Annotated in this window: 20 protein-coding genes; 15 read left to right on the top strand and 5 right to left on the bottom strand. The window is 65.0% G+C overall.

Annotated features, from left to right (window positions below; all coding sequences use genetic code 11):
• The first annotated feature begins 2 nt into the window (after positions 1 to 2).
• The 14 genes from R2669_RS08640 to R2669_RS08575 all read left to right on the top strand — a co-directional run bounded on the left by R2669_RS08640 (position 3) and on the right by R2669_RS08575 (position 14,774).
• Positions 3 to 530 carry a DUF3305 domain-containing protein gene (locus R2669_RS08640; protein WP_316899665.1) on the top strand — a complete coding sequence of 176 codons (528 nt, stop codon included), beginning with the start codon at positions 3 to 5 and terminating at the stop codon, positions 528 to 530.
• Positions 531 to 541: 11 nt separating this feature from the next.
• A complete protein-coding gene (locus R2669_RS08635; RefSeq protein ID WP_316899663.1) occupies positions 542 to 1,099 on the top strand; it encodes a DUF3306 domain-containing protein in 558 nt (185 codons plus the stop codon).
• A gap of 81 nt (positions 1,100 to 1,180) precedes the next feature.
• A complete protein-coding gene (locus R2669_RS08630) occupies positions 1,181 to 3,340 on the top strand; it encodes a 4Fe-4S binding protein (RefSeq protein ID WP_316899661.1) in 2,160 nt (719 codons plus the stop codon).
• Between the two features lie 30 nt (positions 3,341 to 3,370).
• On the top strand, positions 3,371 to 4,042 hold the full coding sequence (locus tag R2669_RS08625; protein ID WP_147216345.1) for a TorD/DmsD family molecular chaperone: 672 nt from the start codon (positions 3,371 to 3,373) through the stop codon (positions 4,040 to 4,042).
• A gap of 235 nt (positions 4,043 to 4,277) precedes the next feature.
• On the top strand, positions 4,278 to 4,529 hold the full coding sequence (locus tag R2669_RS08620) for a twin-arginine translocation signal domain-containing protein (RefSeq protein WP_316889746.1): 252 nt from the start codon (positions 4,278 to 4,280) through the stop codon (positions 4,527 to 4,529).
• Positions 4,530 to 4,596: 67 nt separating this feature from the next.
• On the top strand, positions 4,597 to 7,602 hold the full coding sequence (locus tag R2669_RS08615) for a molybdopterin-dependent oxidoreductase (protein ID WP_316899660.1): 3,006 nt from the start codon (positions 4,597 to 4,599) through the stop codon (positions 7,600 to 7,602).
• Between the two features lie 16 nt (positions 7,603 to 7,618).
• Positions 7,619 to 8,278 (top strand): formate dehydrogenase FDH3 subunit beta, encoded by a 660-nt coding sequence (gene fdh3B / locus R2669_RS08610; RefSeq protein ID WP_316899658.1) that lies wholly within the window; start codon positions 7,619 to 7,621, stop codon positions 8,276 to 8,278.
• A complete protein-coding gene (locus R2669_RS08605) occupies positions 8,275 to 8,520 on the top strand; it encodes a hypothetical protein (protein ID WP_027680803.1) in 246 nt (81 codons plus the stop codon). Before fdh3B ends, R2669_RS08605 begins: the two co-directional genes overlap by 4 nt.
• 23 nt (positions 8,521 to 8,543) lie before the next feature.
• On the top strand, positions 8,544 to 9,707 hold the full coding sequence (locus R2669_RS08600; RefSeq protein ID WP_316899656.1) for a formate dehydrogenase subunit gamma: 1,164 nt from the start codon (positions 8,544 to 8,546) through the stop codon (positions 9,705 to 9,707).
• A 35-nt stretch (positions 9,708 to 9,742) separates the two neighbouring features.
• Positions 9,743 to 10,060, top strand: coding sequence for a hypothetical protein (locus R2669_RS08595; RefSeq protein WP_147216355.1), 318 nt, complete (start codon positions 9,743 to 9,745; stop codon positions 10,058 to 10,060).
• Positions 10,061 to 10,142: 82 nt separating this feature from the next.
• Positions 10,143 to 10,694 carry a superoxide dismutase family protein gene (locus tag R2669_RS08590; protein WP_147216357.1) on the top strand — a complete coding sequence of 184 codons (552 nt, stop codon included), beginning with the start codon at positions 10,143 to 10,145 and terminating at the stop codon, positions 10,692 to 10,694.
• A 90-nt stretch (positions 10,695 to 10,784) separates the two neighbouring features.
• The gene (locus R2669_RS08585; protein WP_316899654.1) at positions 10,785 to 11,660 is read left to right on the top strand and encodes a formate dehydrogenase accessory sulfurtransferase FdhD; all 876 of its coding nucleotides are present in this window, start codon (positions 10,785 to 10,787) and stop codon (positions 11,658 to 11,660) included.
• A gap of 194 nt (positions 11,661 to 11,854) precedes the next feature.
• Complete coding sequence (gene dcd, locus R2669_RS08580) at positions 11,855 to 12,421, top strand: dCTP deaminase (protein ID WP_012762552.1); 567 nt, start codon at positions 11,855 to 11,857, stop codon at positions 12,419 to 12,421.
• Positions 12,422 to 12,494: 73 nt separating this feature from the next.
• Positions 12,495 to 14,774: an arginine/lysine/ornithine decarboxylase gene (locus R2669_RS08575; protein ID WP_147216361.1), complete on the top strand. Its 2,280-nt coding sequence runs from the start codon at positions 12,495 to 12,497 to the stop codon at positions 14,772 to 14,774.
• Between the two features lie 123 nt (positions 14,775 to 14,897).
• Here R2669_RS08575 and R2669_RS08570 read toward each other — a convergent pair whose 3' ends face one another.
• The 4 genes from R2669_RS08570 to R2669_RS08555 all read right to left on the bottom strand — a co-directional run bounded on the left by R2669_RS08570 (position 14,898) and on the right by R2669_RS08555 (position 18,658).
• The gene (locus tag R2669_RS08570; RefSeq protein WP_316889741.1) at positions 14,898 to 15,626 is read right to left on the bottom strand and encodes a DNA alkylation repair protein; all 729 of its coding nucleotides are present in this window, start codon (positions 15,624 to 15,626) and stop codon (positions 14,898 to 14,900) included.
• 148 nt (positions 15,627 to 15,774) lie between these two features.
• The gene (gene argH / locus R2669_RS08565) at positions 15,775 to 17,190 is read right to left on the bottom strand and encodes an argininosuccinate lyase (RefSeq protein WP_027680809.1); all 1,416 of its coding nucleotides are present in this window, start codon (positions 17,188 to 17,190) and stop codon (positions 15,775 to 15,777) included.
• A gap of 104 nt (positions 17,191 to 17,294) precedes the next feature.
• Positions 17,295 to 18,014, bottom strand: a complete 720-nt coding sequence (locus R2669_RS08560) for an anti-sigma factor (protein ID WP_147214098.1) — start codon at positions 18,012 to 18,014, stop codon at positions 17,295 to 17,297.
• Positions 18,014 to 18,658: an RNA polymerase sigma factor gene (locus tag R2669_RS08555; RefSeq protein ID WP_316899652.1), complete on the bottom strand. Its 645-nt coding sequence runs from the start codon at positions 18,656 to 18,658 to the stop codon at positions 18,014 to 18,016. The genes R2669_RS08560 and R2669_RS08555 overlap by 1 nt, the downstream gene beginning before the upstream one ends.
• A gap of 207 nt (positions 18,659 to 18,865) precedes the next feature.
• On the opposite strand from R2669_RS08555, the gene R2669_RS08550 reads away from it, so the two are divergent.
• The gene (locus R2669_RS08550; protein ID WP_147214090.1) at positions 18,866 to 19,471 is read left to right on the top strand and encodes a ferritin-like domain-containing protein; all 606 of its coding nucleotides are present in this window, start codon (positions 18,866 to 18,868) and stop codon (positions 19,469 to 19,471) included.
• A gap of 32 nt (positions 19,472 to 19,503) precedes the next feature.
• Here the strand turns inward: R2669_RS08550 and R2669_RS08545 are convergent, their stop codons facing one another.
• Complete coding sequence (locus R2669_RS08545; RefSeq protein ID WP_316890115.1) at positions 19,504 to 20,388, bottom strand: LysR family transcriptional regulator; 885 nt, start codon at positions 20,386 to 20,388, stop codon at positions 19,504 to 19,506.
• Positions 20,389 to 20,423 lie beyond the last annotated feature (35 nt).

The following is a 20,423-nucleotide window of genomic DNA, read 5'->3' as shown; positions in this document are numbered from 1 at the left end:
CCATGGAATCCACGTCGCCGCTGCCCGCCGACCGCCCGTCCGTACGGGTGGCGGTGGTGCTGTGCCGCCGCCCGACTGCCAACCGCTGGCAGCCGTATCAGTGGCGGCTGGAGGCTGTCGTGCCCGATCTGGGTGAATACGGCACGGCACCCCGCTGCCTGGATCGCGCTGACGATGAGAAGGGGGACGAGCGCTGGCTGACGCCCGGCTTCTCCGTCACGCTGTTTCGCGACGAGGCCGAGGGGTATTACTTGAACGTGACCTCCGCCGCGCCGTGCTGGTTTGTGCTGTGGCGCCTGGGCGAGCCGGGCACGGCCGGCGAAGGCCGCGCGATTCCGCATACGGTTTCGCTGAGCTACAACGAAGCCGGTCGCTGGCTCGACGGCGGCGAGACGGTCGAAAACGTGCCGCTGGATGCCGCTGCGCTGGAGTGGCTGCAGGCGTACGTGGCTGAAAACTACCGGCCCGAGCCGAAGAAGCGGCGCCGGCCGGAATCGTTTCTGCCGCCGGAAGACCGCGCGAAGTTCTGAATGAAACTGCCGTGAGCGAAGAAACTTTCCTCTCGCGCTGGTCGCGCCGCAAGGCTGCCGAGCGGCGGGGCGAACCCGAACCGGAACCGCCAGCGGCTCCACCCGCCGAGCCTGCGCCGGTCGTGGCGCCGGAAGCGTCGGTGGCTGAGCCTGCGCCGGAGGCGCCGCCGCTGACGCTGGCAGACGCCGCTAAGCTCACGCCATCCGATGATTTCGCGCCCTTCGTCGCGCGCGGGGTGGACGAAGCCGTCAAGCGTGCCGCGCTCAAGAAGCTCTTTGCCGATCCGCATTTCAACGTGATGGACGGCCTCGATACCTACATCGACGACTATTCGCAGCCTGACCCCATCCCGCCCGAGATGTTGCGCGAGCTGCGGCATACGGCGGAATTGCGGTTGTTCGAGCCGCTTGACGATGATGTGGCGCCGCCGACAGGAATCGAACCGGTATCGGACGCTCCGCCTGCTGTGACCCGCGAGACGCCGCGTGAAGCGGCCGATGCCGAGTCGCCCGCTGACAACCCCGAGGCAACCCCGCATGGCGACGTTAAGCCGCCGTCCGTAGAATAAAAAAGAGTGCCGCCCGGCAACGACCGTGCGGCCATGTCCCTACAGCCCGCGCCATGCACGCGGGCGTTCACGCACACATCCATGCCAACGCTGCTCTGCAGTTGCAATCACACCATGCCGCTCGACGCCGAAGCGGTGGGCGACGCCTTGCGCGCGTCCGACGCCGCCATCGATGCGCCCGGCAAGACGCACCACCTGCTGTGCCGCCGCGAGATCGGCGCGTTTACAGAAGCGCTGGGCGGCACCGAAGACGTCATCGTCGCCTGCACGCAGGAAAAGGCGCTGTTTGCTGAGGTGGCCGCGCAGCATGAGGGCGTGACCGCCCCGATCCATTTCGTCAACGTTCGGGAAACAGGCGGGTGGTCGTCGGGAGCCAAACGCGATGCGCGCGCGTTGCATGCCAAGACAGCGGCGCTGCTGGCGGTCGCTGGGTTGCCAGCGCCGGACCCGGTGCCGGTGGTCGACTATCGTTCCGACGGCAACGTGCTGATCGTCGGTCCTGCCGAGCGTGCGATGCCGTGGGCGGAGCGCCTTGCCGACCAACTGAGCGTGACGGTGCTCGCCACGGGGCGCGACCGCGCAAACGGTCTGCTGGCGCCGCCGATGGAGCGTCGCTGGCCCGTCCATGCGGGCGAGTTGCAGGAGGTGAAGGGCTGGCTTGGCGCGTTCGAGGTGCAATGGCACAGCCGTAATCCGATTGACTTGGACCGCTGCACGCGCTGCAACGCCTGCATCGATGTCTGCCCGGAAGGCGCCATCGATGCGCTCTACCAGATCGATCTGGATGCCTGCCGCGACCACCGCGCGTGCGTCAAGGCATGCGGCGATGCAATGGCGATCGATTTCAGCCGCGTGGACGCGCCGCAGGCTCTATCGGGCCAATTCGACCTGATTTTTGATTTGAACGATGCGCCGGCGTTTGCTCAGCACCAGCCGCCGCAAGGCTACTTTCACGCGGGCGCCGATGCCGGCCGCCAGCTGACGGCATCGCTGGCGCTGCTGCAGATGGTCGGCGAGTTCGAGAAGCCCAAGTTCTTCCAATACAAGGAATCGATCTGCGCGCACGGGCGTAATGGCCAGGTCGGCTGCGACGCTTGCGTGCAAGTGTGTTCTGCGTCGGCCATCGCGCCGCAGTGGAAGGACGGGCGCGGCAGCGTGCACGTCACGCCCAATCTGTGCGTGGGCTGCGGTGCGTGTACGACGGCGTGCCCGACCGGCGCGCTTACGTATGCCTATCCCAATGCGCCCTACCAGGGGCGCAAGCTCAAGACGCTGCTCAGCACATATGCATCGGCGGGTGGGCGTGATGCCGTGGTGCTGCTGCATAACGGTAAGCGCGGCCGCACGCTGATCGAGCAGTTGGGCCGCACTGCCCGCATCGGCAAGGCCCAGGGCGTGCCGGTGAATGTGCTGCCGGTTGAAGTCTTCCATGCGGCATCGACGGGTTTGGATCTGTGGCTTGCAGCGTTGGCTTACGGCGCCGCGCGCATCGCCATTCTCATGACCGAAGACGACGCGCCGCAGTACCGCGCGATGCTCGCTGAACAGGTTGCCGTGGCGCAGGCCATGCTGCAGGGGCTTGGCGAACCGGCCGATGTGCCGGGCGTGGTGTTGATCGACGTGGCGGATGTGGCTGCGCTCGACGCGCGTCTGAGCCGCGCTGACGTGTCGGGCCCGCTGCGCGGCTTTCGCCGTGACATGCCGGCCGCCACCTTTGCCGTGGCCGCCGCCAAGCGCGAAACGCTCGATTTCGCCCTCGACCACCTCGCGCGCCACGCCAAGGCCACCGAGGCCGTCATCCCGCTGCCGGCCGGCGCACCGTTTGGCGCCATCACCGTGAACCGCGAACGCTGCACGCTGTGCATGGCGTGCGTTGGCGCGTGCCCGTCGCAGGCGTTGCGCGATCAGGCCGAGCGCCCCGTGCTGGCCATGATCGAGCGCAACTGCGTCCAATGCGGCCTGTGCGAAACGACGTGCCCCGAAAGCGCCATCGCGCTCGTCCCGCGGCTGAATCTGTCGACTGCCGCCCGCCAGCCGGTCACGCTTAACGAGGCGCAGCCGTTCCACTGCGTCCGCTGCAACAAGCCGTTCGGCACCGCGCAGATGGTCACGACGATGCTGGCCAAGCTCGGCGCGCATCCGGCGTTCTCCGGCGCCGCTGCCGAGCGCCTCAAGATGTGCAGCGACTGCCGCGTGATCGACATGATGCAGCACGGCGAACGCCCGGGCGCCCCGCACTGAAAACCGCGTATTGAAGCCGATCCCGATCCCATGACCGACGCCCAGCCCCTGCAATTCCAGCCCGCCGCCACGCCTGCCGACAGCGCCGAGGATCTCGCCCGTGCGGACCTCTACGGCCTGCTGGCCACGCTGTTCTTCCGCGCGGCGGACGCCGATTTGCTGCAGCGCATCGCCGCCGCGCCGCTGGACCCAACAGGCGATGACGATACCGCCCCGGCCGACGCGGAAGCTGCCGCCAGCAGCGCACTGACTCAGGCCTGGCGGAGGCTCGTCGCCCGCGCCGGCAAGACGACCGCCGCGCAGGCCGACGACGAATACACCGAACTGTTCATCGGCGTCGGCAAGCCCGAGGTATTCCTGTACGGCTCGTACTACCAGGCCGGGTTCATGAACGAAAAGCCGCTCGTCGTGCTGCGGGACGATCTGCGTCGCTTCGGCCTGGAGCGCGCCGAGGGCGTCACGGAAACCGAAGACCACCTCGCCACCCTGTGTGAAGTCATGCGTTACCTCATCGCCGGGGACGATCTTGCCGTTACGCAGATCGAAGAGCAGCGCGCATTTTTCCAGCGCCATCTGGCGCCGTGGGTCGATACGGCTTGTGATGCTGTATTGCAGCATCCGCGCGCCACGTTTTATGCCGACGTGGCGGGTTTGGCCAAAGCCTTTTTTGACGTCGAGAGGCTCGCGCTTGAATTAGCGTGACGGCGCGCCGGCTCTCTGCCCAAAAATTAAGCGGGCGGGCAAGAGCCGCGCCCCGCCCACGTCACGGCGGACCGGTTCAAACCGCACTCATTGAAAAAATTCATCGGTAAATCGTCAGAAAAATCCCTCGATGAGGGGTTTTGGGCATGGTTTTCCCATGCCGTTACTCCTAAAATGTGTTCAAAAATTCCTATTACATTCGGTCATCGGTTTGATTGAGCCGGGGAGCATCGAGATGGCAAGTCCGAACACCGTCCCACACGCGCGCCCAGAAGCGGATTCCGCTGATGCTGCGCCCACTCGCCGCCGCTTTCTGATGGGCGCGGCGGTTGCAGCCGCCGCTGCTGGCACTGCCGCCACAGCCGGCCATCTGGTGCAAGCGCCCACTGCGCCGGCCACACCCGCAGCTGACTCCACGGATGACGGCGCCACCGGCTACCGGCTGAGCGAACACATCCGCAAGTACTACAAGACGACGTGGATCTGATGCGGCCGTACGCGCGCCGCTGCCACTCCATCGTCATTGCACGCACCCCACTTCCTCAGGTGACCTCATGCTTCTGACCCGCAAACCGGCGGTACAGGACACCAAAGCCGCTTCGGCCCGACGTTCAAGCGGCCAGGGCGCTTCGTCGCTCGCTGGCAGTCTGGCGCGCAGCCTGGCCGGCGCACTGCCGACCATGGACCGCCGCACCTTCCTCAAACGCTCCGGCATCGGCGTCGGCGCGGGGTTGGCGGCGACGCAGCTTTCGCTGGTGAAGAAATCGGTGGTAGGTGAGGCCCAGGCCGCCGAAGGGAAGGGGGACATCGTCGTACGCCGCACGGTGTGCTCGCACTGCTCGGTCGGGTGCTCGGTGGACGCCGTCGTGCAGAACGGCGTGTGGGTGCGCCAGGAGCCGGTGTTCGACTCGCCGATCAACCTCGGCGCGCATTGCGCCAAGGGCGCCGCCCTGCGCGAGCATGGTCACGGCGAATACCGCCTGAAGACGCCGATGAAGCTCGTCGACGGCCGCTACCAGCGCATCAGCTGGGAGCAGGCGTTGAACGAGATCGTCGCCAAGATGCAGAGCATCCGCCAGGAGACCGGACCGGATTCGTTCTTCTTCGTCGGCTCATCCAAGCACAGCAACGAGCAGGCGTACCTGCTGCGCAAGTGGGTGTCGTTCTTCGGCACCAACAACTGCGACCACCAGGCACGTATCTGCCACAGCACCACCGTCGCCGGCGTGGCCAACACGTGGGGCTACGGTGCGATGACGAACTCGTACAACGACATGCAGAACGCCAAGTGCGCGTTGTACATCGGTTCGAACGCGGCCGAGGCGCATCCGGTGTCGATGCTGCACCTGCTGCATGCCAAGGAAACGGGCTGCAAGGTCATCGTCGTCGACCCGCGCTATACGCGGACGGCGGCCAAGTCCGATGAATACGTGCGCATCCGCTCGGGCACCGACATCGCGTTCCTCTTCGGCGTGCTGTATCACATCTTCAAGAACGGCTGGGAAGACAAGCAGTACATCCACGACCGCGTCTACGGCATGGACAAGGTGCGCGAGGAAGTGCTCGCCAAGTGGACGCCGGACAAGGTCGAAGAGGTGTGCGGCGTGCCGGAAGCGCAGGTCCACAAGGTCGCCGAGATGATGGCGATGAACCGCCCCAGCACGCTGGTGTGGTGCATGGGCCAGACGCAGCACACCATCGGCAACGCCATCGTGCGCGCATCGTGCATCGTGCAGCTGGCGCTCGGCAATATCGGCAAGTCGGGCGGCGGCGCCAATATCTTCCGCGGCCACGACAACGTGCAGGGCGCGACCGACGTCGGCCCGAACCCCGATTCGTTGCCTGGCTACTACGGCCTGGCTGCCGGGGCGTGGAAGCACTTCGCCAACGTCTGGGGCGTGGATTACGACTGGATCAAGGGCCGCTTTGCTTCGCAGGCCATGATGGAGAAGTCGGGCACCACCGTCTCGCGCTGGGCCGACGCGGTGCTGGAGAAGAACGACCTGATCGATCAGGACAACAACGTCCGCGCCGTTTTCTATTGGGGGCACGCGCCCAACTCGCAAACGCGCGGGATGGATATCAAGCGCGCGCTGGACAAGCTCGACTTGCTGGTCGTGGTGGATCCGTATCCGTCAGCCACCGCGGCGATGGCCAACATGCCCGCCGCCGATGGCACGCCTCCGAATCCGAATCGCGCCGTCTATCTGCTGCCGGCGGCCACGCAGTTCGAAACGTCCGGCTCGTGCACCGCATCGAACCGCTCGCTGCAATGGCGCGAGAAGGTCATCGACCCGCTGTTCGAGTCGCAGCCCGACCACGTGATCATGCAGGCCTTTGCCGATCGCCTGGGCTTCGGCAAGGAGCTGTCGAAGAACTACAAGATCACGGAATACAAGCGTGCCGGCATGACATGGCGCGAGCCCGAGATCGAATCGATCCTGCGCGAGATCAATCGCGGCAACTGGACGATCGGCTACACGGGCCAATCGCCGGAACGCCTGAAGGCTCACATGCGCAACATGCACCTGTTTGATGTGCGCACGCTGCGCTGCAAGGGCGGCAAGGATGCCGAAACCGGCTACGACCTCACCGGCGATTACTTCGGCCTGCCGTGGCCGTGTTACGGCACACCGGAACTCAAGCACCCCGGCTCGCCCAATCTGTACGACACCAGCAAGCACGTGATGGATGGCGGCGGCAACTTCCGCGCCAACTTTGGCGTGGAGCGCGACGGCGTCAACCTGCTGGCCGAAGATGGCTCGTTCTCGCTCGGCTCGGAGCTGACCACGGGCTACCCCGAGTTCGACCACGTCTTCCTCAAGAAACTCGGCTGGTGGGACGACCTCACCGACGCCGAGAAGAAGGCCGCCGAAGGCAAGAACTGGAAGACCGATCTGTCCGGCGGGATCCAGCGCGTGGCGATGAAGCATGGCTGCCATCCGTTCGGCAACGCCAAGGCGCGCGCCATTGTGTGGAACTTCCCCGACGGCATTCCGCAGCACCGGGAGCCGCTGTATTCCACGCGGCCCGACATGGTCGCCAAGTACCCGACGCACGACGACAAGAAAGCCTTCTGGCGCCTGCCGACGCTGTACAAGACGGTGCAGCAGCGCAATATCGAGAACAAGGTCTACGAGAAATTCCCGATCATCCTCACGTCCGGCCGCCTTGTCGAATACGAGGGCGGCGGCGAGGAGACGCGCTCCAACCCGTGGCTTGCCGAGTTGCAGCAGGAGAACTTTGTCGAGATCAACCCGAAGGCCGCATCTGATCGCGGCATCCGACACAACGATTTCGTCTGGGTCAAGACGCCGACCGGCGCCCAGATCAAGGTGCGCGCGCTGGTGACGGAGCGCGTGGGGGTCGACCACGCCTTTATCCCGTTCCACTTCTCGGGCTGGTGGCAGGGCAAGGACCTGCTCGATTACTACCCGGAAGGCGCCCACCCGATCGTGCGTGGCGAGGCCGTCAACACGGCCACCACCTACGGCTACGACTCGGTGACGATGATGCAGGAAACGAAAACGACGGTCTGCCAGATCGAGCGGTTCGCATAAGGACGGGGAGATCAACATGGCACGCATGAAATTCATCTGTGACAGCGAGCGCTGCATCGAATGCAACGCCTGCGCCACGGCCTGCAAGAACGAACACGAGGTGCCCTGGGGCGTGAATCGTCGCCGGGTGGTCACCATCAACGACGGCATGATCGGCGCGGAGAAATCCATCTCCGTGGCCTGCATGCATTGCTCCGATGCGCCGTGCATGGCGGTCTGCCCGGTCGACTGCTTCTACCGCACCGAAGACGGTGTGGTGCTGCACGACAAGGACGTCTGCATTGGCTGCGGCTATTGCTCGTATGCGTGCCCGTTCGGCGCGCCGCAGTTCCCGAGCCAGGGCACGTTTGGCGTGCGCGGCAAGATGGACAAGTGCACATTCTGCGCGGGCGGCCCCGAGAAGAACGGCAGCGAGGAAGAGTTCGAGAAGTACGGCCGCAACCGCCTGGCCGAAGGGAAGCTGCCGCTGTGCGCGGAGATGTGCTCGACCAAGGCGCTGCTCGGCGGCGATGGCGATGTGATTTCCGACATCCTGCGTAACCGCGTCATGAAACGCGGGAAGGGCGCGGAGCTGTTCGGATGGGGCACGGCCTACGGCGGCGCGCAGGGCAAGGGCGGTCAGGCGGCACCGGCCGCACCGGCCACGCCGGCTTCTGCGCCGGGAGCGCAATCATGATCGCCCGGGCACGATCGACCGGCCTGCTGGTCGCGCTTGGCGCCGTGCTGCTGCTGGGCGCCTGCGGCGAGCGCCCGCAAACCGCGTTCGCTTCGCACCGCAAGGACGACGCGCCCGCATACAAGGGAGCGGAAGGCGATCCGTTCATGGCAAAGAACTGGACACCCGGTGACCGCACGAGCTGGCAGAACCAGATCCGCGCGCGCGGCCAATACCAGAACGAGTACAACAAGACGCCATGACGCGCGCAAGCGGAGGTTCGTCCATGGGCACTTCCTGGAAACATCTTGTGATGGCCGTGTTGCTGGGCGGCGCAGCAGCGTTGGCGAGCGCGCAGCAGCCGGCCAGTGCGCCCGCGGCCGACGCCGCCCCGGTCAATCCGGCCGTGCAGCCGGCACAGCCGTTCTCCAACATCGTCTCGGAGAATGTGTTTGATCTGCAGAAACGCGATCTTTCCAAAGAGGCGCACGACCAGGCCGCACGCCGCGCCACGCAGCCGGGCAACAATGCGCCCGTCTGGCGTGAAGTGAACTCAGACCAGGCGCATTACGCAAGCATTCCGGGGCTGGAGGCCGGCGTGCTGATTCAGCGTACCGGGCAAAAATGGCGGCTGTTCCGCAATGGCGTGATCACCGTGTGGGGCGGTTGGCTCATGGTGCTGGTGCCGCTGCTCATCCTGGGTTTTTTCCTGTGGCGCGGCACGATTCCCCTGAAGGAAGCGCCCACCGGCCGCAAGATCGAGCGGTTCACGCCCACCGAACGCTATGTGCATTGGACGATGGCGATCTCCTTTGTCACGCTCGGCGTGTCGGGCATCGTCATGCTGTGGGGCAAGCATTTCCTGCTGCCGATCCTCGGCCACCAGTTGTTCGGCTGGTTGACGTACATCTTGAAGAATCTCCACAACTTGGTGGGGCCGCTGTTCACGGTCAGCATCATCGTGGCCTTCGTGATGTGGGTGCGGGACAACCTGCCTCGCAGTGGCGACATGAACTGGCTGCTGAAGCTTGGCGGCTTGTTTTCCGGAGAGCACGGCGCCGAAGTGCCATCGCACCGTTTCAACGCTGGCGAGAAACTCTGGTTCTGGGGCGGGCTTGTTGTGTTTGGGCTGATCCTGTCGGCCTCGGGCTGGACGCTCGATCGCATCGTCCCGGGCGTGGATTACTACCGCAGCACGATGCAACTCGCTGAAGTCATTCACGCGATTGCCGCAGTGGGCATGATCTGCATGTCGCTCGGGCACATCTACATGGGCACCATCGGCATGGAAGGGGCGTACCGCGCGATGCGCGATGGTTATGTCGACGAGGCCTGGGCGAAAGAGCACCACGAGCTTTGGTACGACGACATCAAGGCCGGCAAGATCCCCGCGCAACGTTCCCAGCCGCCAGCACCGCCGTCGCCCAGCGAGCAGCCCGCCAAGCCATGACGCCATCGACGCCCACCGATTCAAGGAATCTCACCATGCACGCATCCGCTCTGCGCCGCGCCGCAGGTATGGCACTTGCTGTCGCCATGCTGAGCCTGACAAGCGGACTGGCCGGCGCCAAGCTGCCGGCACCGACGGAAGAACAGAAGGCACAGGCGGACCTGGCGAAGGCCAAAGCAGCCTGGGGCGACAAGGTAGCCGCGTTCCAGACGTGCAAGGCCCAGGACAAGGTGGCGGCGTCATACCAGGCCGGTGGCAAGGCTGCGCATACGCAGCCGGGCGCGCCGTGCGTTGATCCGGGGCCCTTTGTCGCGCCCGTGCCACCAGCATCTGCACCGGCGGCCAAAGGGTGAACCGTTGTTGCTAATGTTGCGTGTTCATCATCCGGCAGTACAATCGTCCGCTCCCCGAGTGAACCCTGACTGGAGGTGACACATGAAGCAACTCGTGATTGCACTCGCCGCGATCGGCCTGATGGCCGGCTGCGCATCGAACTCAGCGTCGACGGCCAAGGCGGCGAATGCCGGTGACGGCGCCATGGCGGCCTCGGCCGTGCTGGCACCCAAGAGCGGCAGCACCGTGCAAGGCAGCGTGAAGCTCGCGCAGCAAGGCGACAATCGGGTTGCCATCGCCGTGGATATTTCGGGTCTGCCCGCCAACGGCATGTTCGGTTTCCACGTGCATGAGAAGGGCGATTGCTCGTCGGCAGATGGCAACAGCGCTGGCGGCCACTTCAACCCGACGGGCCAGCAGCATGGTGATCCGCGCCACGGCGCGCACCACGCCGGCGACATTCCGATGCTGCAATCCGATGCCAACGGCAAGGCCGTCGGCTCGATCGTTCTTTCCGGCGTGACGCTGTCGCCCGGGCCCACGAGCCTGGTCGGCCGCGCGCTGATCGTCCACGCAGGCAAGGACGACTACACGACCCAGCCCACCGGCAATTCCGGCGGGCGCATCGCCTGCGGCGTGATCGTGGCGAACTGATCGCCCGCACGCGGTACCTGCTCTCGCGCAGGTACCAGCCGCACCATGCGCACGCTTGCCGTGCGCATTTTTATTTGAACGAAGACATTGATGCCGCTGCGCCCCGAACTGACCAACGCTTCCGTTCCACTGCTCGACGAGGTTGAAGTGCTCGACGAGCTGGGCCGCGCACGCCATGTCTACATTCCCGGTGAGCGCCCGCTCACGGTGTACCTCGACAAGCGCGAACTCGTCACGCTGATGACGCTGGGCGGCGCGCCCGAAGCGCTCGTACTGGGCTATCTGCGCAACCAGCGCTTGATCGGCAGCATCGAAGACATCGCCTCCATCCAGGTCGACTGGGAAACCGAATCGGCTGCCGTCACCACGCGCGCCGGCATTGCCGACCTGGACGAAAAGACCGCCCGCCGCACCGTGACGACCGGCTGCGGCCAGGGCACCGTGTTCGGCTCGCTGATGGACGAGATCGACGCCATCCGCCTGCCGCCCGACGCGCGCATGACGCAGACCACGCTGTACCGCGTGGTCGACACCATCCGCCTGCAGCAGTCGATCTACAAGCAAGCGGGCTCGGTGCATGGCTGCGCGCTGTTCGATGCGCACGGCGGGCTGCTGCACTTCATCGAAGACGTGGGCCGCCACAATGCCGTGGATGCTATCGCCGGCCTCATGTGGCTGGCGGGCATGGATGGCGGCGACAAGATCTTCTACACCACCGGCCGTCTCACCTCCGAGATGGTCATCAAGGGCGCGCAGATGGGCATACCGTTCCTGTTGTCGCGCTCGGGCGTCACACAGATGGGCCACCAGATGGCCGAGCGCGTCAACCTGACGCTGTTTGCGCGGTGCACTGGGCGGCACTTTCTGCTCTACACGGGGCGCGACCGGTTCGTAGCCGAGCCGGAGGTGGCAGGCACCGTGGGGCCGCGCGGAGAGTTGCCTCAGGCGGCGGAATCCGGCCGCTGATCTGTTCGGCGGGTTCGATAAGGCCAGCGCAAGCCATCGGCCGCCACGGGGTTTTCCGTCACAGGTTTGGGAGTACAATCCGCGTTCCAAAACCGGGCCAAAGATCGACGGCCTGGCTGGCATGACCAAATGGGGACAGTTTTCGCACCGCGAAGCCTGCCCCCATTTGTTCATCCAAGGTATCTGGACGCTCCATGAGCATCAAATCTGACAAGTGGATCCGCCGCATGGCCGAGCAGCACGGCATGATCGAGCCGTTCGAGCCCGGTCAGGTGCGCGAATCCGAAGGGCGCCGCATCGTTTCCTACGGCACGTCGAGCTACGGCTACGACATCCGCTGCGCCGACGAATTCAAGATCTTCACCAACATCAATAGCACCATCGTCGATCCGAAGAACTTCGACGAGAAGTCGTTTGTCGACTTCAAGGGCGATGTGTGCATCATCCCGCCGAACTCGTTCGCGCTGGCCCGCACGATGGAGTACTTCCGCATCCCGCGCACCGTGCTGACGGTGTGTCTGGGCAAGAGCACGTACGCGCGCTGCGGGATCATCGTCAACGTCACGCCGTTCGAGCCCGAGTGGGAAGGCTACGTGACGCTGGAGTTCTCCAACACCACGCCGCTGCCGGCCAAGATCTATGCCGGCGAAGGCTGCGCGCAGGTGCTGTTCTTCGAGAGCGACGAGGAGTGCGAAACCTCGTACAAGGATCGTGGTGGCAAGTACCAGGGCCAGCACGGTGTCACGCTGCCCAAGACCTAGTTTTTGTAGTCCGTTTCCGCGCGTTCAGGCGTATCCGGAGCGGGGCCTTTAGCTTCATCCATAAGGAACCACGATGAAATTCCGCTTTCCCGTCATCATCATTGACGAGGACTTCCGCTCCGAGAACATCTCCGGGTCGGGCATTCGCGCGCTGGCCCAGGCCATCGAGACCGAAGGCATGGAGGTCATCGGCCTCACCAGCTATGGCGACCTGACGTCGTTCGCTCAGCAGTCGAGCCGCGCGTCCACCTTCATCGTCTCGATCGACGACGACGAGTTCATCAACCCGGACAACGACAAGCCGGAACCCGAAGCGGTCGAAAACCTGCGCGCCTTCGTGGCCGAGGTGCGTCGCCGCAACGCCGACATCCCCATCTTCCTGTACGGCGAAACGCGCACCTCGCGCCATCTGCCGAACGACGTGCTGCGCGAGCTGCACGGGTTCATCCACATGTTCGAGGACACGCCGGAGTTCGTGGCCCGACACATCATTCGTGAAGCGCGCAATTACCTGGATTCGTTGCCGCCGCCGTTCTTCAAGGCGCTGATCGACTACGCGCAGGACAGCTCGTATTCGTGGCATTGCCCGGGCCACTCGGGTGGCGTGGCGTTCCTCAAGAGCCCGGTGGGGCAGGTGTTCCACCAGTTCTTCGGCGAGAACATGCTGCGCGCCGACGTCTGCAACGCCGTGGAGGAACTCGGCCAACTGCTCGACCACACGGGCCCGGTCGCCGCGTCGGAGCGCAACGCTGCGCGTATCTTCGGCTCCGACCACATGTTCTTCGTGACCAACGGCACGTCGACGTCGAACAAGATGGTGTGGCACGCCAACGTGGCCCCCGGCGACATCGTCGTGGTGGACCGCAACTGCCACAAGTCGATCCTGCACGCGATCATGATGACGGGCGCGATCCCCGTGTTCCTCATGCCGACGCGCAACCATTTCGGCATCATCGGGCCGATCCCGAAGAGCGAGTTCGAGCCGGAAACGATCGCCAAGAAGATCGCCGATCACCCGTTTGCCAGCCAAGCCAAGAACAAGAAGCCGCGCATTCTGACCATCACGCAGGGCACGTACGACGGCGTGCTCTACAACGCCGAGATGATCAAGAACATGCTGTCGACCGAGATCGACACGCTGCACTTTGATGAAGCGTGGCTGCCGCATGCGTCGTTCCACCCGTTCTACGAGGACATGCACGCCATTGGCCACGGCCGCCCGCGCAGCAAGGACGCGCTGGTGTTCGCCACGCAGAGCACGCACAAGCTGCTGGCCGGCCTGTCGCAGGCCTCGCAGATCCTCGTGCAGGATTCGGAAACGCGCAAGCTCGATACGTACCGCTTCAACGAGGCGTATCTGATGCACACGTCGACGAGCCCGCAGTACTCGATCATTGCGTCGTGCGACGTCGCCGCGGCGATGATGGAAGCGCCGGGCGGTACTGCGCTGGTGGAGGAGAGCATTGCCGAGGCGCTGGACTTTCGCCGCGCCATGCGCAAGGTGGAGCAGGAATACGTCGGCACGAACGGCGGCAATGGACGCGGCGACGACTGGTGGTTCAAGGTCTGGGGCCCGAACGACTTGTCCGACGAAGGCATCGAGGACCGCGAAGCGTGGATGCTCAAGGCCAACGAGCGCTGGCACGGCTTCGGCAACCTGGCCGAAGACTTCAACCTGCTTGACCCGATCAAGGCCACCATCATCACCCCGGGCCTGGACGTGGACGGCAAGTTCAGCGACTCCGGCATTCCTGCCGCCATCGTGACGCGTTACCTCGCCGAGCACGGCATCATCGTCGAGAAGACCGGTTTGTACTCGTTCTTCATCATGTTCACCATCGGCATCACCAAGGGCCGCTGGAACTCGATGGTGACCGAGCTGCAGCAGTTCAAGGACGATTACGACAACAACCAGCCGCTGTGGCGCGTGCTGCCGGAGTTCGTGCGCCAGTATCCGCAATACGAGCGCATCGGGCTGCGCGAGCTGTGCGACAGCATCCACAGCGTCTACCAGGCCAATGATGTGGCCCGCGTGACGACCGAGATGTACCTGTCAAACATGGAACCGGCGATGAAGCCGTCGGACGCCTGGGCCAAGATGGCTCACCGTGAAACCGAGCGCGTGGCAATCGACGATCTGGAAGGCCGCATCACGGCTATCCTGCTGACGCCGTATCCGCCGGGCATTCCGCTGCTGATCCCGGGCGAACGCTTCAACAAGACGATCGTGCAGTACCTGCAATTCGCACGTCAGTTCAACAAGCTGTTCCCGGGCTTCGAGACCGACATTCACGGCCTGGTCGAGGAAGAGGTCGACGGCAAGATGGGGTATTTCGTCGACTGCGTGCGCTGAGTTTCAGTCGTACCGAGAAAAAGCCGCGCGAGAGTATCGGGCGGCTTTTTTTTTTGTTTGGCGCTTCTGGGACGCATTTGGCCGCACGAAGTGCTACCGACCGCTGCAAGGCAAAAAAGTGGGCTATCGGGCCGCCCGGAGGCGTTGCAGCCGCTGCTGCTGCGATGGCTCCAGCGCTCGGGTCGCTTCTCTGAAAGTCAAAGCCGACATCTCGCCAGCATGCCGCTCCACGAAGCCAACCGTTCGCAATGGCGTCTTTTTGCAGGTCGAGCGCAGCACCCATCCGATCGCCTTTCGGATAAAAAACTCGCGCTCTTGCAGCATCGGAACGGCGCGCCGTTCGAAATGCTCGAAGTCACCTTGGCCGGCCGCGAGTCGGTCATGACTGGCTAACAGTGCACTGCGCCGCACCCAGAAATTCGTATGTGCGGACCATTCGTCCAGGTCCGCCTCGACCGCTGGCACCCGGGCGGCCAGTGCGCCAACCACTTTGATCGCAAGCCAGTCGACATGGGCCCACGTCGTGCTGCAATTGATCAGGGCCTGCAACCATCTGACATCCGATTTGCGGAGCAGGTCGCTCCGAAGTTCAAGCACCGCGATTCCAACAGATCGCAACTCATGGGTGTCCGTATTCCAGAGAGCCTCGACCAGCCCCTTGAGGTCTTCCACAGTAAGGGCAGGGTGGTCGGCGACAAAGCTGCGGGCCACACGTCGCACGGCTGGCACGGAAGCACCGATGAAGCGGAGGTCGCTTTTCAGGTATCGCTTTTCTTGTTCCGCCCTCTCGGCAGTAGCGTCCCCGGCAAGGGACTCGGCCAGCTGGGCGACAACGGTCGTCTGGTCGTTCAAGGATGGCCCTCTTGTGCGCGTTGGCGTGCAGCATAGCCGTCCTTCGCAAATATCGGCAATTCGGTTAGACCACGCCAGCGTGCGTCACAAGCAAAAACGCCGCGCTGATCAACTCAGCGCGGCGTTTTTGTTTGAAGGGTGTGGCTGATTATTCAGCCAGCGCAGCGCGCGCAAACGCAATGGCCTGCTTCACCTGCTCCGGCGCCGTTCCGCCGATGTGGTTTCGCGAAGCGACCGAGCCTTCCAGCGTCAGCACGGCGTGCACATCGTCGCTGATCAAGTCGGACTTGTCGCCCAGGCCGCAGATGTCACGCAGTTGCGCAACCGACAGGTCCGCCAGGTCGCAACGCAGGTCGTCGCACGCGCGCACGGCGTGGGCCACGGCTTCGTGCGCATCACGGAAGGGCAGGCCGCGCTTGACCAGGTAGTCGGCCAGGTCGGTGGCGGTGGCGTAGCCCTGCAGCGCGGCGGCACGCATGGCGTCGGCCTTGACTGTGATGCCCGGCACCATGTCGGCAAAGATGCGCAGCGTGTCGACCACCGTATCCACGGTGTCGAACAGCGGTTCCTTGTCTTCCTGATTGTCCTTGTTGTACGCCAGCGGCTGGCCCTTCATCAGGGTGAGCAGGCCGATCAGGTGGCCGTTGACGCGGCCGGTCTTGCCGCGCGCCAGTTCGGGCACGTCCGGGTTCTTCTTCTGCGGCATGATGGAGCTGCCGGTGCAGAAGCGGTCTGCAATGTCGATAAAGCCCACGCGCGGGCTCATCCACAGCACCAGCTCTTCAGAGAAGCGCGAGATGTGCGTCATGACAAGCGCGGCGGCGGCGCAGAATTCGATGGCGAAGTCCCGGTCGGACACGGCATCCAGCGAGTTGCGGCACACGCCGTCAAAGCCGAGTTGCTGCGCGACGAATTCGCGGTCGATCGGGTAGCTCGTGCCGGCCAGCGCCGCGGCGCCCAGCGGCAGGCGGTTGACGCGCTTGCGGGCGTCGAGCATGCGCTCGGTGTCACGCGTGAACATTTCGACGTAGGCCAGCAGGTGGTGGCCGAACACCACCGGTTGCGCGACCTGCAGGTGCGTGAAGCCCGGGACGATGGTGTTGGTGTGTTGCTCCGCCAAGTCCAGCAGCGCGCTGCGCAGGGCCTTGAGCAGACCGACGATGTTGTCGATCTCGCTGCGCAGCCACAGGCGGATGTCGGTGGCGACCTGGTCGTTGCGCGAGCGGCCCGTGTGCAGGCGCTTGCCGGCGTCGCCCGCCATGGCGGTCAGGCGCGCTTCGATGTTCAGGTGCACGTCTTCCAGGTCCAGCTTCCACTCGAACGTGCCGGCTTCGATCTCCTGGCGGATCTGCGCCATGCCTTTTTCGATGGCAGCGCGGTCGGCTTCGGCGATGATGCCCTGCTTGGCGAGCATGGCGGCGTGCGCGAGCGAGCCCTGGATGTCGAACAGCGCGAGGCGCTTGTCAAAGAACACCGACGCGGTATAGCGCTTGACGAGATCGGACACCGGCTCGTTAAAGCGGGCGGACCACGCTTCGGCCTTCTTGGCGAGTTGGGAGGTCATGGGCGGACAGCAGGAGGAGCGCGGCCGGCAAGGCGCCGGCCGCAAATTCAGGAAACCGCGATTATATCGCCCGCCGAGCCTTTCAGCCCCCGCGCCACGGCCGGCTACAGCGTGCTGTCGATCAGCGCGCCCTTGAAGACCACCGGCCCCGTCGGCCCCTCCGGATTGGGCGAGCCGCCACGCGGTTCCACGCTGATGGCGAGCGCCGGCACTTGCCGCAACGGCTGCGCGACCGTCAGGCGTACCGCCCGCTGGTGCCCGATCACCCCAAGTGACTGAGGATGCCCGCCGGGCGGCAGCGCCCAGAGCTGCAAGGCCTGTTCGGTATTGAGCGGCGTCGCATCCAGCCGCTTGAGCGACAGCGTGCCGGTGCGCGCATCCCAGGTGATGAGGACGGCCGCCTGGGCCTGCGCGTCCTGCAGCACGGCCACGGCGTTGGCGACAGGCGCTTCGCGCAATTGCTGCGCCAGCCGCAGGTTCAGCCCGATCGCGACCGCCGCGACAACCGCCGCGACCGCCGTGGCGCCGCGCCAGAAGCCGGTGCCTTGCCAAAGCCGTTGCCAGAGCGCCAGCCGCGGCGGCGCCGGCTCGCGCCAGCCGAGTTGGACTTCGACGCGGCAGAGGATTTCCGGCAGCGGCGCCGTGGCCGGCTGGAGCGCGGGCAGGTCGGCCAGATACCGCTGCCAGCGCTCGACCGTGGCGCGCACGGCGTCGTCGTGGCGAATGATCTGCTCGAACCGGCGGCGTGCGCCGGCGCGCAGTGTTCCAACCGCATATTCGGCGGCCAGCTTGTCGACGAGATCGGGGTGGCGGCGCGGGTCCATCACGGTGCTCCGAGGCATTCGCGCAGGCGGTCCAGACCGCGCCGCATCCAGGATTTGACGGTGCCCAGCGGCAGCGACAGCGCTTGCGCCAGCTCGGTGTGCGACAGGTCACGCAGATAGGCGAGCGATATGACTTCGCGCTGCTTCGGGTCCAGACGCTTCAGGCATTCGGCCAGCGCGCGGGCTTGCTGGCCGGCAAGCGCGAGGTCCGCCGGCCCCGGGGCGTGGTCGGCCAGGACATCGGCGTAGGTGTCGTCCAGGGGCACGGATTCCTGCACGCGTTCGGCGTGCTGGCGGCGCAGACAATCGAGTGCACGGTTGCGGACGATGGTCGTCATCCAGGTCATGGGGGCGGCCAGATGTGGGCGGTAATCGCCGGCATGGCGCCAGATGTTGACGAAGCTTTCTTGCAAGACGTCCTCGGCCCAGTCTTTCCTGACCAAGATACGCAGCGCGAGCCCAAACAGTTTCGGCGCGCAGCGCGCATATAGCGTGCGCAGGGCGTCGCGGTCGCCCAGGCCGATGCGCTGCAGCAACGCCGCCAGCTCTTCCGCGTCGGCGCTCTGAGGGCGGGCTGCCGCCGCCGTCGGCGGATCGGCGTCTTGCGCGGCGTGGTCTTCGGCAGTGCGCTGGAAGGTGAGCACGTGGGCAGCTTTTTGTGGACGGTTCTGCCCAAAGTGTAGGTAGAAACCGTGGTTGCCGGGGGAATTCACGTGAAAAGTGCGGAGGTATTTGCATCCAGTTGGGCACGCCCTTCGTATAAGCGGTCAGGCGCCGGACAAACGCCCGCGATCCGCACCTCGGCAGCACGTGGGTCGTGCTTCTTCCCAACATATGCAAGGAGACCGACGATGAATACGACCAACGAGATGGAACTGTTCGAGGATGAGAACCCGCGCATTGATGCGCGCCGCCGTGTGCTGCTGCGCGCGCCGGGGCTGATGGCGCTGGGCTCGCTGGCAGCGGTGTCCCTCGGGCAATCGATGCCGGCCTGGGCGCAGAACCAGTCGGGCAGCGTGAAAGACGACATCAACATCCTGAACGTGGCGCTCGGGCTGGAGTACCAGGCCATCGCCGCCTATCAGGTGGGCGCGGAGAGCGGCCTGTTGCAAAAGCCGGTGCTGGAGACGGCCGTGAAGTTCCAGGGCCATCACAAGGCACATGCATCGGTGCTGGCGGGCACGGTCTCCAAGCTTGGCGGTACGCCGGTCATGGAAAAGAAGGTGGCCGAATACAACTTCCCGGTCAGTCAGCTCAAGACGCAGGCCGACGTGCTGCGTTTTGCCGCCGGGCTCGAGAAGGGCGCCACTTCGGCGTATCTGGGTGTGATGCCGAATTTCTACACGCGCGATCTGACCAAGGCCGCCGCCAGCATCCTGGGTGATGAGGCAATGCATTGGGCGGTGCTGCTTTCGGTGCTGGGTGAAGACCCGGTGCCGGTGGCATTCATCAGCTAAGCGGTTTGTTGGGCCGCCACACCGGCTGCTCGTTACGGTGTGGCGGTTTTTTTGGGCGCATCGAACGCTTCGACGATGCAATCGAGCAAGGCACGCACGCGCGCGGTCTTGTGCAGATCGGCGTGCGTCACGAGCCAGACGTCCTGCATGCTGCGCCGATTGGGCAACACACGCAGAAGCTGCGGATAGGCCTGCGCACGCCTGCACACCAGTTCAGTTATCCCAATGCCGGCGGCCACCGCCTCGAACAGCGCCAGCGCGGAGTTGCTCTGCAAGACGACACGCCCGCGCGTAATAGGCTCGCCGCAGAGGTCTTCCCACATCCATGGCACTTCGTTGCGCGGATAGAGCACCAGGTCGTGCCCGGCAAAGGCTGTCCCTTCCTCGGGCTCGCCGCGCGCGGCCACGTAGCTGCGGCTCGCATAGATACCGGTTTCCATTTGTCCGATGCGCCGCGCGATGAGGTCCGGCGAATCGGGCCGCACCGTGCGCACCGCCACGTCGGCTTCGCGCTTGGTCAGGTTGGCAATGCTCTTCGAAGCCATGCAGACCACGTCGATGCCTGGATGCCGCTGCCGCAGTTGCGCGATGGCCGGCAGGACAAAGGTGGCAGCCATCGTGTCGGTCGTGGCCACGCGGATCGTGCCGGCGAACTGATCGTCGATGCCGGCAACGCGGCGCTCGATGGTGTGAGCCGCCTGCTCCATCGCTTCGGCTGGGCCGATCAGCGCTTCGCCGGCAGGTGTGAGCACCAGCGCGGTTGACGTACGCAGAAAGAGCTTGGCCGATAGCTCCTCTTCCAGCGCGGCAATGCGGCGGCCCACCGTGGCCTGATCCACCCCCAGGCGCTGTGCCGCACCGCGCAGCGTGCACGTGCGCGCCACGGCCAGGAAGAAGCGTCCGTTGTCCCAGTTCACGTCAGGCTCCGAGTCTTCGTAGATGTGCGATGCAA

The sequence above is a fragment of the Ralstonia edaphi genome (assembly GCF_958350185.1).
Classification (GTDB): Bacteria; Pseudomonadota; Gammaproteobacteria; order Burkholderiales; family Burkholderiaceae; genus Ralstonia; species Ralstonia edaphi.
Note: the sequence above shows the minus strand (reverse complement) of the source record. Positions and strands in the feature narration are given on the sequence as shown.

Bases quoted from the DNA above. Each gene is read 5' to 3' on its own strand.
- R2669_RS08640 (WP_316899665.1), top strand. From the start codon at position 3: ATGGAATCCACGTCGCCGCTGCCCGCCGACCGCCCGTCCGTACGGGTG.
- R2669_RS08630 (WP_316899661.1), top strand. From the start codon at position 1,181: ATGCCAACGCTGCTCTGCAGTTGCAATCACACCATGCCGCTCGACGCC.
- R2669_RS08625 (WP_147216345.1), top strand. From the start codon at position 3,371: ATGACCGACGCCCAGCCCCTGCAATTCCAGCCCGCCGCCACGCCTGCC.
- R2669_RS08620 (WP_316889746.1), top strand. From the start codon at position 4,278: ATGGCAAGTCCGAACACCGTCCCACACGCGCGCCCAGAAGCGGATTCC.
- R2669_RS08615 (WP_316899660.1), top strand. From the start codon at position 4,597: ATGCTTCTGACCCGCAAACCGGCGGTACAGGACACCAAAGCCGCTTCG.
- fdh3B (WP_316899658.1), top strand. From the start codon at position 7,619: ATGGCACGCATGAAATTCATCTGTGACAGCGAGCGCTGCATCGAATGC.
- R2669_RS08605 (WP_027680803.1), top strand. From the start codon at position 8,275: ATGATCGCCCGGGCACGATCGACCGGCCTGCTGGTCGCGCTTGGCGCC.
- R2669_RS08600 (WP_316899656.1), top strand. From the start codon at position 8,544: ATGGGCACTTCCTGGAAACATCTTGTGATGGCCGTGTTGCTGGGCGGC.
- R2669_RS08595 (WP_147216355.1), top strand. From the start codon at position 9,743: ATGCACGCATCCGCTCTGCGCCGCGCCGCAGGTATGGCACTTGCTGTC.
- R2669_RS08590 (WP_147216357.1), top strand. From the start codon at position 10,143: ATGAAGCAACTCGTGATTGCACTCGCCGCGATCGGCCTGATGGCCGGC.
- R2669_RS08585 (WP_316899654.1), top strand. From the start codon at position 10,785: ATGCCGCTGCGCCCCGAACTGACCAACGCTTCCGTTCCACTGCTCGAC.
- dcd (WP_012762552.1), top strand. From the start codon at position 11,855: ATGAGCATCAAATCTGACAAGTGGATCCGCCGCATGGCCGAGCAGCAC.
- R2669_RS08575 (WP_147216361.1), top strand. From the start codon at position 12,495: ATGAAATTCCGCTTTCCCGTCATCATCATTGACGAGGACTTCCGCTCC.
- argH (WP_027680809.1), bottom strand. From the start codon at position 17,190: ATGACCTCCCAACTCGCCAAGAAGGCCGAAGCGTGGTCCGCCCGCTTT.
- R2669_RS08560 (WP_147214098.1), bottom strand. From the start codon at position 18,014: ATGGACCCGCGCCGCCACCCCGATCTCGTCGACAAGCTGGCCGCCGAA.
- R2669_RS08550 (WP_147214090.1), top strand. From the start codon at position 18,866: ATGAATACGACCAACGAGATGGAACTGTTCGAGGATGAGAACCCGCGC.